17 protein-coding genes are annotated in these 12,589 nt (G+C 53.5%); 10 read left to right on the top strand and 7 right to left on the bottom strand.

The window, feature by feature from the left end:
• Positions 1-18 precede the first annotated feature (18 nt).
• Positions 19-468 (bottom strand): DUF441 domain-containing protein, encoded by a 450-nt coding sequence (locus VH86_RS10955; RefSeq protein ID WP_038644476.1) that lies wholly within the window; start codon positions 466-468, stop codon positions 19-21.
• 71 nt (positions 469-539) lie between these two features.
• Positions 540-953 (bottom strand): lysozyme inhibitor LprI family protein, encoded by a 414-nt coding sequence (locus VH86_RS10950; protein ID WP_045816555.1) that lies wholly within the window; start codon positions 951-953, stop codon positions 540-542.
• A 171-nt stretch (positions 954-1,124) separates the two neighbouring features.
• Between VH86_RS10950 and VH86_RS10945 the strand changes: the two genes are divergently transcribed.
• Entirely contained in the window at positions 1,125-2,690 is a 1,566-nt protein-coding gene (locus VH86_RS10945) for a methyl-accepting chemotaxis protein (RefSeq protein ID WP_045832915.1), read from the top strand.
• Positions 2,691-2,910: 220 nt separating this feature from the next.
• Here VH86_RS10945 and VH86_RS24695 read toward each other — a convergent pair whose 3' ends face one another.
• The 3 genes from VH86_RS24695 to VH86_RS10930 form a co-directional block, all read right to left on the bottom strand.
• On the bottom strand, positions 2,911-3,204 hold the full coding sequence (locus tag VH86_RS24695; RefSeq protein ID WP_197080210.1) for a DNA-binding transcriptional regulator: 294 nt from the start codon (positions 3,202-3,204) through the stop codon (positions 2,911-2,913).
• Positions 3,205-3,236: 32 nt separating this feature from the next.
• Positions 3,237-3,647, bottom strand: coding sequence for a type II toxin-antitoxin system RelE/ParE family toxin (locus VH86_RS10935; RefSeq protein ID WP_045832886.1), 411 nt, complete (start codon positions 3,645-3,647; stop codon positions 3,237-3,239).
• A gap of 162 nt (positions 3,648-3,809) precedes the next feature.
• Positions 3,810-4,100, bottom strand: a complete 291-nt coding sequence (locus VH86_RS10930) for a helix-turn-helix domain-containing protein (protein ID WP_045832885.1) — start codon at positions 4,098-4,100, stop codon at positions 3,810-3,812.
• 92 nt (positions 4,101-4,192) lie between these two features.
• Here VH86_RS10930 and VH86_RS10925 point away from each other — a divergent pair, with 92 nt between their 5' ends.
• Positions 4,193-4,450 (top strand): helix-turn-helix transcriptional regulator, encoded by a 258-nt coding sequence (locus VH86_RS10925; RefSeq protein WP_045832884.1) that lies wholly within the window; start codon positions 4,193-4,195, stop codon positions 4,448-4,450.
• A gap of 54 nt (positions 4,451-4,504) precedes the next feature.
• Here VH86_RS10925 and fbp read toward each other — a convergent pair whose 3' ends face one another.
• Positions 4,505-5,509 carry a class 1 fructose-bisphosphatase gene (gene fbp, locus VH86_RS10920; protein WP_038644485.1) on the bottom strand — a complete coding sequence of 335 codons (1,005 nt, stop codon included), beginning with the start codon at positions 5,507-5,509 and terminating at the stop codon, positions 4,505-4,507.
• A 166-nt stretch (positions 5,510-5,675) separates the two neighbouring features.
• On the opposite strand from fbp, the gene mpl reads away from it, so the two are divergent.
• Positions 5,676-7,031, top strand: a complete 1,356-nt coding sequence (mpl, locus tag VH86_RS10915; RefSeq protein ID WP_045832883.1) for a UDP-N-acetylmuramate:L-alanyl-gamma-D-glutamyl-meso-diaminopimelate ligase — start codon at positions 5,676-5,678, stop codon at positions 7,029-7,031.
• 111 nt (positions 7,032-7,142) lie between these two features.
• Here mpl and yjgA read toward each other — a convergent pair whose 3' ends face one another.
• The gene (gene yjgA / locus VH86_RS10910) at positions 7,143-7,691 is read right to left on the bottom strand and encodes a ribosome biogenesis factor YjgA (RefSeq protein ID WP_034829237.1); all 549 of its coding nucleotides are present in this window, start codon (positions 7,689-7,691) and stop codon (positions 7,143-7,145) included.
• A 116-nt stretch (positions 7,692-7,807) separates the two neighbouring features.
• On the opposite strand from yjgA, the gene pmbA reads away from it, so the two are divergent.
• From pmbA to VH86_RS10875, 7 genes are all read left to right on the top strand, one after another.
• Positions 7,808-9,148, top strand: a complete 1,341-nt coding sequence (pmbA, locus tag VH86_RS10905) for a metalloprotease PmbA (protein ID WP_045816560.1) — start codon at positions 7,808-7,810, stop codon at positions 9,146-9,148.
• Positions 9,149-9,343: 195 nt separating this feature from the next.
• Positions 9,344-9,730, top strand: coding sequence for a cytochrome b562 (gene cybC, locus VH86_RS10900; protein WP_045832882.1), 387 nt, complete (start codon positions 9,344-9,346; stop codon positions 9,728-9,730).
• Positions 9,731-9,984: 254 nt separating this feature from the next.
• A complete protein-coding gene (locus VH86_RS10895; RefSeq protein ID WP_038644494.1) occupies positions 9,985-10,323 on the top strand; it encodes a glycine dehydrogenase in 339 nt (112 codons plus the stop codon).
• Positions 10,324-10,340: 17 nt separating this feature from the next.
• Positions 10,341-10,697 (top strand): SFCGS family glycine-rich protein, encoded by a 357-nt coding sequence (locus tag VH86_RS10890; RefSeq protein ID WP_009087404.1) that lies wholly within the window; start codon positions 10,341-10,343, stop codon positions 10,695-10,697.
• A 2-nt stretch (positions 10,698-10,699) separates the two neighbouring features.
• Positions 10,700-10,999, top strand: a complete 300-nt coding sequence (locus VH86_RS10885; protein ID WP_034829228.1) for a DUF4312 family protein — start codon at positions 10,700-10,702, stop codon at positions 10,997-10,999.
• Between the two features lie 25 nt (positions 11,000-11,024).
• Positions 11,025-11,801, top strand: a complete 777-nt coding sequence (locus VH86_RS10880) for a DUF4311 domain-containing protein (protein ID WP_034829226.1) — start codon at positions 11,025-11,027, stop codon at positions 11,799-11,801.
• Positions 11,802-11,813: 12 nt separating this feature from the next.
• On the top strand, positions 11,814-12,461 hold the full coding sequence (locus VH86_RS10875) for a DUF4310 family protein (RefSeq protein WP_038644496.1): 648 nt from the start codon (positions 11,814-11,816) through the stop codon (positions 12,459-12,461).
• Positions 12,462-12,589 lie beyond the last annotated feature (128 nt).

The raw sequence follows: 12,589 nt of genomic DNA, 5'->3' as shown, positions 1-12,589 counted from the left end.
TCGGAATGCTCCAACGGCCTACTTAGCGGTGACAAACAGCGAGACAATCCCTGCAGCAATCAGTGGTCCGACCGGCACACCACGGAAAAAGGCCACACCAATCACCGTACCGATCAACAATCCACCAATCACCGAAGGCTGCACGCTCATAAAACTGACGCCACGTCCGCCCAGCCAAGCCACAAACACCCCCACAATAATCGCCACGATCGATTGCCAGTTAGCGAATGACTTGAGCAAGGATGAAGCGGGCAGCGTCCCACTCGCCAGTGGTGCCATTACCGCGACGGTCAGAATAATAATACCGATCTGAATGCCCTGTTTTTCCACATACGGGAAGAACTGCGACAGCGGTGTCAGCTTGATGGCGAGCAGGATCAGAATGGAAATGGTAACGGCACTGTTATGAACGAAATAGCTCAGGACGGCGAGGCAGACCAGAATGATGGTAGAGGCATAAGCAGCCATGATTTCTCCCTGAAGATGGATGGGTGCGCAGGTCAGTGCCTGCGCTGACGTTTTTTTAACGCCACCATTTATCAACAATCATCGGGATTGGCGCAACTGCCTTTGTTCATTGATTGCAACATCAATGCCTGATTCCGCACCAGATTGACCCCCTGCGCCCCAACAGAAAGCGCTGCCATGCTGCCCTGGCTGCTGAGGAAATAGCTGCGGCTGGCTTCCATCCAACTGTCGCGATAGGCCAGCCACGCGCGCTGGGCAGCTCGTAATTTGTCTTTAGGTTCGCCAGTTAATTTTTTCATCACCTGGTTGTACTGCGTATTCATCTCTTTATCCCAGGCCTTATTGGCGCTGCCGTAGCACTGGGACATGCCTGCGGTGCTGGATTCCTTGTCCAGACACTGCTGCAGCTGCTGGTCGAGCGGATGCGTCTGTGCCATAGCCATACTACTGGCGAACAGACAGGCAATCGGGAGCCACTTTTTCATCATTTCATTCCTTCATTTTTGCGCAGCGGACTTCAGAAAAGCTGAAGGGTAAGCGAACGTCGGCAGATTGACCATCAACATTGGATAAAGTTTCTGCGATCAGCTGCCGATAATCTCTCCGTTTTAGGGCCAGTGGAGTTCTGCCTTTTCATACACACGGGAATGATCATGATCAGACAACTATCAATACGTACCGCTTTACTTGCGTTGTTGGCCATCATGACGGTGATGCTGTTAGCCGTCAGCGCCATGGGCATTTATGCCATTAATGCTGGAAATCAATCTCTGGACGCGCTGAACCGCATTCAGGGGATTGAGCTGAACAAGTTGTATCAGAGCCGCTCTGAGCTGATGCGCGCACGTGCTAACGCGGCATTGGCGGTGCGCAAAATCGAGATTGGCCTATTGGATGATGGCGCCAAAGTCACTCAGCAGGCGCAGGCTGCTGTGGACAGCTCACACAAATTGCTGCAGGCGTTTGTCGATGCGGGCACTGTAACAGCGCATGGTAAAACTCTGGCCGATGCGATTGTGGCGACCTACAGCGTCTACGATAAAGAAGGCATCACGCCCATGATGGATGCCTTAAAAAAACAGTACACCGATGAGTACTATCAGGTGCTGGAAGGCAAACAATCACAGCTGGCAGCAAACTATTCGAAGGCGGTGAATGATTTCAGTATTTACGCCGATGAAGTCTCTGCGGCACGCCTCAAGCAGGCGGCTGACAACGAAGTCCGGATGAAGGTGATGATTGGCGTGGTGATGGTACTGACACTGGTGCTGATTGTACTGGCCTGGCAGTTGTTGCGTCGCTCGCTGCTGCGTCCTCTGGACAACGCAATCGTACATCTGGAACAGATTGCGGCGGGCGATCTCTCGCAGCCTTTACCTGCCGCAGGTAAAAATGAAATTGGCCGCCTGAATCAGGCCCTTTCCGATATGCAGCTGGCGCTGCGTGATTCGGTGAGTCAGGTGCGTGAAGCCAGCATGCAGATTGATGTGGGCAGCCGTGAACTGGCGGCGGGCACGGTGCATCTGTCGCAGCGTACCGAAGAGTCTGCCGCTTCGCTGGAGCAAACTGCCGCCAGCATGGAGCAGCTGACCGCCACCGTCCGTCTTAACGCCAGTAACGCTCAGCAGGCCAATCAGTTGGCCAGCAATGTGTCGACCAGCGCCGACCGTGGCGCAGAGGTGGTGGGTTACGTGATGGAGAAGATGCAGGAGATCACCCAAAGCTCTAACCGCATTGGCGACATCCTCAGCGTAATTGATGGTATCGCCTTCCAGACCAATATCCTCGCGCTGAACGCCTCAGTGGAAGCCGCGCGTGCTGGTGAGCAGGGCCGTGGCTTTGCTGTGGTCGCCAACGAAGTGCGTACGCTGGCCGGTCGCAGTGCTACCGCCGCCAAAGAGATTCGTGAGTTGATCAGCGAATCACAAACGCGTGTCAAAGAGGGCAGCGACATGGCGACACGCGCCGGTGAGACCATGGATGAAATCTCCAGCGAAGTGATGCGTGTCACCTCACTGATGAAAGAGATCTCTATTGCCTCGGAAGAGCAGAGCCGCGGGATTGAGCAGGTGAATCAGGCGGTGACGCAGATGGATGAAGCCGCGCAGCAAAACGCCGCGCTGGTGGAAGAAGCCAGTGCCGCCACGCAGTCGCTGGAAGCGCAGTCACAGCAGTTGCAGGAATCGATGGCGCAATTCCGCGTGGCGGCTAATACTCTTTAAATCATTACGATATAATTTTTAAGTTATTTAAGGCTTGGAGATAAAAGCCTTACTTTGCTAAAAAATCATTCTTAATTATTTTAAGGATTATTAGCTTTTCATTATTGAAATGCGAAAGTGGATATTATTCGAGATCTGTTTGATGATCTCTTTGCTTGTCATTTCATACCCGCCCGCTACTGGTGACTCCTCAGCGCTGGGGCGGGTTTGTTCATGCAGTCTAAACTGCTAAGAAATCATCAAGCCCTTTGGCCTCAATGTGCCTCAATGCAAGTGCAACAATCCCTTTAGGTTTTGTTGCACCTCGCTCCCATTTCTGGAGGCAAGTCGTTGAAACTTCGATACGTTCCGCAAACTGGCTTTGACTCAATTTCTCGCGTGCGCGCATTGCCTTGATGCGCTCGCCAGTGATTGAATCTTTCATCGCCTCTAACTTTGCTTCTGCAAAGATGGCGTCAGCCTCTTGCATCATATCTGCTGAGATCAGACCCGCCTTAAACTGGCGCTTCATCATTGCGTGCATTTTCAGTACGCGCCTATTAATCCTCATTTTTTACTCTCCTGATTAATAGAGGGTAACTCTACGTAAATCCGATTTTTCTCTAGCTTTTCAACTTGTTCAGCGGTGTAAGCTTTAGCCGCTTTGGATATCTGCCTGAACACTTTCAAATCAGAATCATCTATCTCACGCTTATTTTTAGGGATCTCTTTTTTTTCCCAACCGTCGATAAAATAGAGCTTATCTCCATGATGATACGCAACAATTGTTCTTGCGCTATCCTCGTCACCTAAACGCTTTTTGAAAACCCCACCGCCCAACGCGGCTTTAGTCGATCCATTTTTGATCTCTTCGATAAGCTCGGCTGCAACTGCGCGTAAGTCATCATCGCTAATTTTTGATTTCTTTCGTTTCTTGTTATAGCTCCACTCGACGAAAATTCTTAACTCAATTTCCATTTGATATCGTCCTGTCTGTGGTAAAAAATACTATAGCCAGGATTATTGTAAGATTCAATGCTACAGTCAGCAAAACACCGTGCTGTCGCTGGAGGTGTAGCAGTTGCAGGAATATATGGCGCAGTTCGGTATGGTTGCCGCGTAAACAGAGTGCAATGTGCCCTATGGCGCGTTGCCACAGCCCTCTTCATGAAAGCGCAGGATCATCTCGGCTAACTGGTCATCTTCTGCCAGAAAATAGGCGGCGGGGATATCCAGCGCTTTCGCCAGCAGTTGCAGCGTCAGTAAATCGGGCTGATGCACACCGACTTCATAACGATTGATGCGCGCACTGGCGGAAAACTCTTCAATACCCGCGGCAATCCCTAACCCTTTTTGCGAAAAACCCTTCACCAGACGCGCCTGTTTCAGGCGTCGGCAGAAGGTATTTTGCAGGGAAGAGGTCGGTTTCATGCCTACGAGAATCGTAGATTTGCTGCTTGTCAGATACTACGAGTAACGTAGTATCGTTATGGCAACCTATAACGAGAACTAAGGAGAGTGACGTGGGTGAAAGCAAACAGGACTGGCATCAGGCCGATATTATTGCTGCCTTACGCAAGAGAGGGACTTCATTAGCCGCCGTATCCCGTGCGGCGGGCTTGTGTTCCACTACGTTGGGGAATGCGTTAATTCGCCCCTGGCCTAAGGGCGAATGGCTGATTGCTGAAGCGATTGGCGTCGCACCGGATGAAATCTGGCCCAGCCGCTACTACTCCCTGCAGGGGGAGCTTATCGATCGGCAGGCAAAGCGCCGAAAATAAGCCAATAAAAAAGCCCGCTGACAAAGTCGCGGGCTTTTTTCACACCACATCAACTTATTCGTGGCTGTCCGGGAACTCACGGATAAAGCGCTCAACGTCATCCACCATCGCATCGTTGCCGCAGAAGAACGGGCAGCGCTGGTGCAGCGTTTCTGGCTGGATATCGAGGATACGATGCTCGCCATCGCTGGCTTTACCGCCAGCTTGTTCAGCCAGGAATGCCATCGGGTTGCACTCGTACAGCAGACGCAGCTTGCCTTTCGGGTGGCTGGCGGTGCTTGGATACAAATAGATGCCGCCTTTCAGCAGGTTACGGTGGAAGTCTGCCACCAGTGAACCGATATAGCGCGAGGTGTATGGGCGCTTGGTAGCGATATCTTCTTCCTGGCAGAACTTCAGGTATTTCTTCACGCCCTGAGGGAAGCGAATGTAGTTACCTTCGTTGATGGAGTAGGTGTAGCCTTTCTCCGGGAAGGTCATGCGCTCGTGGCTCAGGCAGAATACGCCCAGAGACGGATCGTAAGTAAACGCATGCACGCCCACGCCGGTGGTGTAAACCATCATGGTGGAAGAACCGTAAACCACATAGCCTGCCGCAACCTGCTTGTTGCCTGGCTGCATAAAGTCAGCTTCGGTGATCGGCGTACCCGGCTCACTGATGCGGTGGTAGATAGAGAAAATGGTACCGACGGAAACGTTTACGTCGATGTTGGAAGAGCCGTCCAGCGGATCCATTAACACCACATATTTACCGTCTTCTGAGCCTTCAAAGATCACGAACTCATCTTCTTCTTCGGAAGCGATACCGGCAACCACACCACGCGCTTTCAGAGCAGCTTTCAATTTTTCATTCGCGAAGAGGTCCAGCTTCATCTGCTGTTCGCCCTGCACGTTTTCCACGCCGCTGGCACCGAGAATATCCACCAGACCCGCTTTGTTGATGTCGCGGTGGATAATCTTAGCTCCGAGCTTAATGGAGGAAATCAGCGCCGTCAGTTCACCTGTGGCGTGTGGAAAGTCGTGTTGCTTCTCGACGATGAATTCGCCTAACGTTTTCATAACACATTCCCTGAATCTACGGTGGAGTGGCAGCAGATGTAACACGCTACCAACGTATGAGCGCAGTTTAGCCGATTGAACTTTAAAAACCATAGTCCTAATCCGTTTCTTCCCACTCTGCTCGGGGTTACACTGTGCGCCGAACTTTTGAGTAATGGATCTCTATATGCGCATTCACATCCTTGGGATTTGTGGCACCTTCATGGGCGGACTGGCAATGCTGGCCCGTTCGCTAGGGCATGAAGTGACCGGCTCTGACGCCAATGTCTATCCGCCGATGAGCACCTTGCTGGAACAGCAAGGCATTGAATTGACAGAAGGTTACGATGCCAGTCAGCTCGATCCGCAGCCGGATCTGGTGATCATTGGCAACGCCATGACGCGCGGCAATCCGTGTGTGGAAGCGGTTCTGGAACGTAACATTCCGTACCTCTCTGGCCCGCAGTGGCTGCATGATTTCGTGCTGCGTGACCGTTGGGTGCTGGCCGTGGCCGGAACCCATGGCAAAACGACCACCGCAGGCATGGCAGCGTGGATTCTGGAGGCCTGTGGCCTTGAACCGGGCTTCATCATTGGTGGTGTGCCCGGAAACTTCGAGGTTTCGGCAAAATTAGGAAAAAGTCCATTCTTCGTGATTGAGGCGGATGAATACGACAGCGCGTTCTTCGACAAGCGTTCCAAATTTGTCCATTACTGCCCGCGCACACTGATCCTCAACAACCTTGAATTCGATCACGCCGATATCTTTGACGATCTGCGCGCGATCCAGAAGCAGTTCCATCACCTGATTCGCATCGTGCCGGGCCAGGGCAAGATTCTGCTGCCGGAACACGATAACAACCTCAAGCAGGTGATGGCGATGGGCTGCTGGAGCGAACAGGAAACAGTTGGCGACAACGGCCACTGGCAGGCGAAAAAGCTGACACCGGACTCCTCCCACTGGGAAATCTGGCTGGATGGCGAGAAAGTCGGTGAAGTGAACTGGGCGCTGGTCGGCGAGCACAACATGCACAATGGCCTGATGGCGATTGCGGCCGCACGGCACGTCGGCGTGAAGCCGGTGGATGCCGGTGAGGCGCTTAGCAGCTTTATCAATGCGCGCCGTCGTCTTGAGCTGCGTGGTGAAGTGAATGCCATCAAGGTGTATGACGATTTTGCCCATCACCCCACTGCAATCCTGGCGACGCTGGCGGCGCTGCGCAGCAAGGTCGGTGGCACCGCGCGTATTCTGGCGGTTCTGGAGCCGCGCTCCAACACCATGAAAATGGGCGTAAGCAAAAACGAGCTGGCGCCGTCACTGGGTCGCGCCGATAACGTGTTCCTGTTCCAGCCGCACCACATTCCATGGCAGGTATCTGATGTCGCGGAAGCCTGCATCCAGCCGGCGAAGTGGAGCGCGGATATCGATACGCTGGTGGAAATGGTGGCAAAAGAAGCCCAGCCAGGTGACTCTATTTTGGTGATGAGTAACGGCGGCTTTGGTGGCATTCACCAGAAACTGCTGGAGAGATTGGGACGTTGATGGCGTGGCAACCCTTTAATCGGGGTTGCCACGGGGTTTGATGACGCTCTGTTAACTGCCCAAATTAAAAAGGGTCGCCTGTTGGCGACCCTTTTTATGCACGCGGTAAACTCACGCCTCGGCCAGTTCGCGCAGATACTGGAAGATCTGACGGGTGGCTTTCGGTGGCTTGTTAGCGGCTTTCTCTTTCTGCGCATTACGGATCATGGTGCGCAGTTGCTGGCGATCGGCCTGCGGATAGAGGTTAATCACTTCCGCGATTGCGTCATCGCCTTTCTCGATCATGCGATCGCGCAGTTGCTCGAGTTTATGGAACAGCGCCACCTGCTGGTTATGGCGGTTCTTCAGCTTATCCAGTGCCTGACGAATCGGATCTTCATCGCGCGCGCGCAACATCTTACCGATCAGCTGCAACTGGCGGCGACGGCCTTCCTTTTTAATACGCTGTGCCAGCTCAATGGCGGCACGCAGATCATCGTCGAGTGGAATTTTGTCGAGGGAGTTTTTCCCCAGATCCACTAACTCGGCGCCCAGGCGTTTCAGCTCTTCGGCGTCGCGTTTAATTTCGCTTTTGCTGACCCAGATAATCTCTTCGTCTTCATCTTCTTCGTTTTGATTATCTGGCACATCGTCGAGCCAGTCATCGGGCTGCTTGGTCATCTCTTGGCTCCCTAAAAAAAAGAGGCTAATCCTACCAGTTTATCGGGCGACTGCGAAATTGTTCTCTGAGTCTGATAGACTCAATAAATTCATACTTAAGATTAGACGGCAGGTCGATGAACGTATCTACTCAGGTTGCAGAACAACGTAAAGTGTTAGAACAGGCTGTCGCGCAGGCGCTGGAACTGGCGAAAGCCAGCACCGATGGAGCAGAAGTTGCGGTGACCAAAACCACCGGCATCGGCGTCAGTACCCGCTATGGCGAAGTGGAAAACGTCGAATTCAACAGCGATGGTGCACTTGGCATCACCGTCTATCATCAGAACCGCAAAGGCAGTGCTTCTTCAACCGACCTCAGCCCGGATGCCATCAAACGCACCGTGCAGGCGGCGATCGACATTGCGCGCTACACCTCGGTTGATCCTTTTGGTGCTCCGGCCGATCCCGATCTGCTGGCATTTGAAGCGCCGGATCTCGATCTTTACCATCCGTGGGAGATCGATGCCGATCGCGCTATCGAATGGGCCGCACAGGCAGAACAGGCGTCGTTGCAGGCTGACAAGCGCATTACCAATACCGAAGGCGGCAGCTTCAACAGCCACGTCGGCATCAAAGTCTTCGGTAACAGCCACGGCATGTTGCAGAGCTACTGCTCCAGCCGCCATTCGCTCTCCAGCTGCGTGATTGCCGAGCAGGATGGCAACATGGAGCGCGATTACGCTTACACCATCGGCCGCTCTATTGACGATCTGCAAACTGCCGATTGGGTAGGGCAAGAGTGTGCACGTCGCGTGCTATCCCGTTTAGCGCCGCGCAAACTGCCAACCATGAAAGCGCCGGTGATCTTCGCGCCGGAAGTGGCGACGGGTCTGTTTGGCCATCTGGTCGGCATGATCAGCGGCGGCAGCGTCTATCGCAAAGCGACCTTCCTGCTGGATTCACTCGGCAAACAGATCCTGCCTGAGTGGCTGACGATTGAAGAGAAGCCGCACCTGCTAAAAGGGCTGGCGTCTACGCCGTTCGACAGCGAAGGTGTCCGCACTCAGGCGCGCGACATCATCAAAGATGGCGTGCTGCAAAACTGGCTGCTGACCAGCTATTCGGCACGCAAGCTTGGCCTGCAGAGCACTGGCCATGCGGGCGGTATTCACAACTGGCGCATTGCGGGCCAGGGGCATAGCTTTGAAGATATGCTGAAGCAGATGGGCCGTGGTTTAGTGGTCACCGAAATGATGGGCTCCAGCGTCAGCGCCATGACCGGTGACTATTCGCGCGGTGCCTCAGGCTTCTGGGTTGAAAACGGTGAAATCCAATATCCTGTGAGCGAGATCACAATTGCGGGCAACCTCAAGGATATGTGGCTCAATATGGTAACGCTCGGTAACGACATTGAAACGCGCAGCAATATACAATGCGGGTCGGTGCTGCTGCCGGAGATGAAAATCGCCGGACAATAAAGACATCGCTTCATGAAAGCAGCCCGCAAGGCTGCTTTTTTTTTAGCCCGACAATAAAACCCCCAAAATTATTCGCGTGACAGAAAGGCGGCAAGTGAATGAATCCTCAGGATATGACATCAGTAAGTGACTGAGGTGAGTGAGCCTGGCCAACGTGTCTGGAACCTGAAATATGACGGGAAATAAGGAATATTTATGCGTAAGCATGTGATTGCAATGTTGTCTCTCTCGCTGTTGTTCTCTTCAGCTAGCGTATTCGCTGCTGACCTGAAGAGTGATATGGATACCCTGAAAGATGGCCTGAGCGTGGTGAAGAAAACCTCTGATGCTCAGGAAATGCAAACCGCGCTCGGCAAGATGCGCCAGGCGGCGGAGGATGCTAAAAAATCCACGCCGGAAAAACTGGAAGGTCAGGCTGCCGATAGCGCCCAGATTAAGGATTATCACGCCGGTCTTAATTCTCTGATTGCGCAGATTGATGTCGTCGATCAGTTGGCGAAAGCCAACAAGCTCGACGAAGCCAAAACTGAAGCAAAGAAGTTGGAAGATATTCGTAACGCCAACCATAAGAAATTCCGCTGATAACCCGGCCAGCCCTGCGGCTGGCCTTATCTCCCCTCGCATTTCCTCCGTTTAAACGCATCGATTCCCGGCATAACCCGCATTTTTGTGACCTGTTTCGCACACTTCATGCGTAGTGCGATCTGGCGCACACACGCCCGTGGGATTTCCACTTTGAGGTGGAAAAGATGCGTCTCCACAGCCTGAAGCGGAAAGCGTAATTTCTTTTCAACGCGAATTATCTCTAATTGTCCGCAGTAAACAGGAGTAGCAAGGTGAGGAGTGAAGCTGTCCCACTGAAACAGAGCACGCCGGAAGCCATTCAGGCGCTGGCGGATAACGTGATGAAGCAAATTGCGGCGATCTACGCTGCGCACCACATCGAAGCCAACGCCGTGCAGCAGCAGATGCTGGCCTCGCATGTGCGGGCGATGGCAGCGCGTTCGCTCACGGGTGAAGCCTTGCCGGAAGTGGAAGCCGAACTGTTTGAAGACATCTCGCCAGAAACCATGGCGCTGGCACAGCAGGTGGTCGATCTGTTTGGCAATCTGCCAAAAGAAGAAGCCTGGCTGCTATCGGTGCATATCGAAGTGGCGAAATCCAACGAAGCATAAATCGAGAGGAATTGAACATGGTAACAGTCGTGATTGGTGATCGTCTGGGTAAAGGTCAGAAAGTCGCAGCAGGGATTGAGAAAGCAGGCGGCCGTGCTGTTGTGGTGCCGGGCGTTGCAGCGGACATGAAGCTGGGCGATGTGATGAAAGCGGAAAACGCCGACTTCGGCATCTCTTTCTGCGGCAGCGGCGGTGCCGGTGCCATCACTGCGCAAAACAAATATGGCTACAAAGCCAAACACGGTATGCGTTCGATTGATGAAGGCGTGACCGCCATCAACGAAGGCGCCACCGTGCTGGGCTTTGGCTTTATGGATAAAGAAGAGCTGGGTGAACGTCTGGTGCAGGCCTGGAATAAAAAACACGGCAGCTAAGCATGAAACAGCAATACGAGACGCAGGTTACGGTGCAGGGCAAAGGCGACAGCAAAGCGAAAGCTTTTTCCGATGCACTGAGCAAGGTGCAGCAGCAAGTGCTGCGCACCAGCCAAAAGATTCTGTTGCGCATTGAACCCATAGATGTGCGGGTGCTGCGCGCGCAGGAGAGCGTACGCACAGAGAAGTTCTTGTTCTTCTTTCTGGCGCGCGAACGACGGAATTACAGCGTCGAGCTGGAAATCACCGTCAGCGTCACCGTGATCGACACCGATAAGGTGGATTTCATCGCGACGAAATAAAAACGACAACAAAGGGTACAACAACATGTTTTTAATCATTTTGTTTAAGTCGTTGATCATTGGTGGATTGGTTGGCGTTGGGGTAGGAGCGGGCGCAGCGCGCATGTTCCATGCACCGACCACGCAAGGTATGGGCGCGTTTCGTACCTTGGGTGAACTCAATTCCTGTGAGGGCGATCCCGCTTCGCACTTCTCCTTTGGTCTTGGCTTCTTCTTTAACGCCTGGGCATCGTCTGTGGCTGCTGGTTCCTTCACTCAGGACGTTGATCACCGCATTCTGCCTAACTGGGGCGCAGCCGCGTTGATGGTGAAAAACCGCAACGTCGCAGAAACCCTGCATAACCCAAAACGCATGGCGATTGCCTGCGGCATCATCGGCATGATCGTGGTGGCGTTCCTCAACAGCACGGCTTCTGCGGTGCCTGCAGCGTTGCAGGTTACGGCGGTTAAAGTGCTGGTGCCGGCGGCCAACCTGCTGGTGAACACCGTGATGCCGGTGATCTTCTGGCTGGCAGCGATTGATGCCGGTAAGAAATCCGGTTTCTGGGCGACCATCTTTGGTGGTCTGGCGCAGTTGATCATGGGCAATGCCGTACCGGGTCTGGTGCTGGGTATCCTGATTGGTAAAGGCGTGGAAGAGAGCGGCTGGAACAAAGTCACTAAAGTGATGATGTTCGCGATTGTGCTGCTGTTCGCTCTGAGCGGCTTCTTCCGTGGTTTCGACATGAAACTGCTGCAATCCTTCCAACTTGGCATTCCTGGCTGGCTGGACATGATTCACAACAGCCTGAGCGGCAAATAAGGAGCCTTGAGAATGAACGAGACCGAAAACAAAGGGTTCTGGTACGCCGACTGGTCTTTCCCGATCTTTGTTGGCCTGCTGTCCGCCGGGGTGTTTGCCGGTACGCACATGTACTACCTGTACGGCATCGGTGCATTTAACGAAGTGGCGTTTGTTTCGATGCTGCGTTCCGGCATGGAAACCGGCGTGTATGGCGCCGTGGCGGCGTTTGGTGCCAGCTTCCTGTTTGCTCGCATCATCGAAGGTTCGCTGGTCGGGATTCTGGATATCGGCGGCGCGATTCAAACCGGAGTTGGGCTGGGCGTTCCCGCTTTACTGCTGGGCGCGGGCATCGTGTTCCCGGTGGCGAACTTTGCGGCATCACTGGCAACGGGCCTGGTGGTGGGTTTAGCCATTGGCTATCTGATTATCCTGGCGCGTAAGTTCACCATCAATCAGAGCGACTCCACTTACGGTGCGGACGTGATGATGGGAGCAGGTAATGCTTCCGGCCGCTTCCTTGGGCCGTTGATTATTCTGTCTGCGATGGCGGCATCGATTCCCATCGGCCTCGGTTCGCTGGTGGGTGCGCTGTTGTTTTATCTGTGGAACAAACCGATCACCGGTGGCGCGATTTTAGGTGCCATGGCGTTAGGCGCGATGTTCCCGGTTTCGCTGTAAAGCTGTCATCGATTAACGGTCGCCCTTCACGGCGACCCTACGATTGAACAGTGCATTCTGTGGGGGGCGCATTAATGCCCCCACACAGATGTGATGCAGATTCCGTAGGGTGCGCATCTATGTGCACC

The organism is Pantoea sp. BL1, from assembly GCF_000963985.1.
GTDB lineage: Bacteria > Pseudomonadota > Gammaproteobacteria > Enterobacterales > Enterobacteriaceae > Pantoea > Pantoea rwandensis_B.
The sequence above is the reverse complement of the archived record's forward strand: the minus strand, read 5'-3'. Positions and strand labels throughout refer to the sequence as shown.

Coding starts and splice junctions, on each gene's coding strand:
- VH86_RS10955 (WP_038644476.1), bottom strand. CDS start 468: ATGGCTGCTTATGCCTCTACCATCATTCTGGTCTGCCTCGCCGTCCTG.
- VH86_RS10950 (WP_045816555.1), bottom strand. CDS start 953: ATGAAAAAGTGGCTCCCGATTGCCTGTCTGTTCGCCAGTAGTATGGCT.
- VH86_RS24695 (WP_197080210.1), bottom strand. CDS start 3,204: ATGATGAAGCGCCAGTTTAAGGCGGGTCTGATCTCAGCAGATATGATG.
- VH86_RS10935 (WP_045832886.1), bottom strand. CDS start 3,647: ATGGAAATTGAGTTAAGAATTTTCGTCGAGTGGAGCTATAACAAGAAA.
- VH86_RS10930 (WP_045832885.1), bottom strand. CDS start 4,100: ATGAAACCGACCTCTTCCCTGCAAAATACCTTCTGCCGACGCCTGAAA.
- fbp (WP_038644485.1), bottom strand. CDS start 5,509: ATGAAAACGTTAGGCGAATTCATCGTCGAGAAGCAACACGACTTTCCA.
- mpl (WP_045832883.1), top strand. CDS start 5,676: ATGCGCATTCACATCCTTGGGATTTGTGGCACCTTCATGGGCGGACTG.
- yjgA (WP_034829237.1), bottom strand. CDS start 7,691: ATGACCAAGCAGCCCGATGACTGGCTCGACGATGTGCCAGATAATCAA.
- pmbA (WP_045816560.1), top strand. CDS start 7,808: ATGAACGTATCTACTCAGGTTGCAGAACAACGTAAAGTGTTAGAACAG.
- cybC (WP_045832882.1), top strand. CDS start 9,344: ATGCGTAAGCATGTGATTGCAATGTTGTCTCTCTCGCTGTTGTTCTCT.
- VH86_RS10890 (WP_009087404.1), top strand. CDS start 10,341: ATGGTAACAGTCGTGATTGGTGATCGTCTGGGTAAAGGTCAGAAAGTC.
- VH86_RS10885 (WP_034829228.1), top strand. CDS start 10,700: ATGAAACAGCAATACGAGACGCAGGTTACGGTGCAGGGCAAAGGCGAC.
- VH86_RS10880 (WP_034829226.1), top strand. CDS start 11,025: ATGTTTTTAATCATTTTGTTTAAGTCGTTGATCATTGGTGGATTGGTT.
- VH86_RS10875 (WP_038644496.1), top strand. CDS start 11,814: ATGAACGAGACCGAAAACAAAGGGTTCTGGTACGCCGACTGGTCTTTC.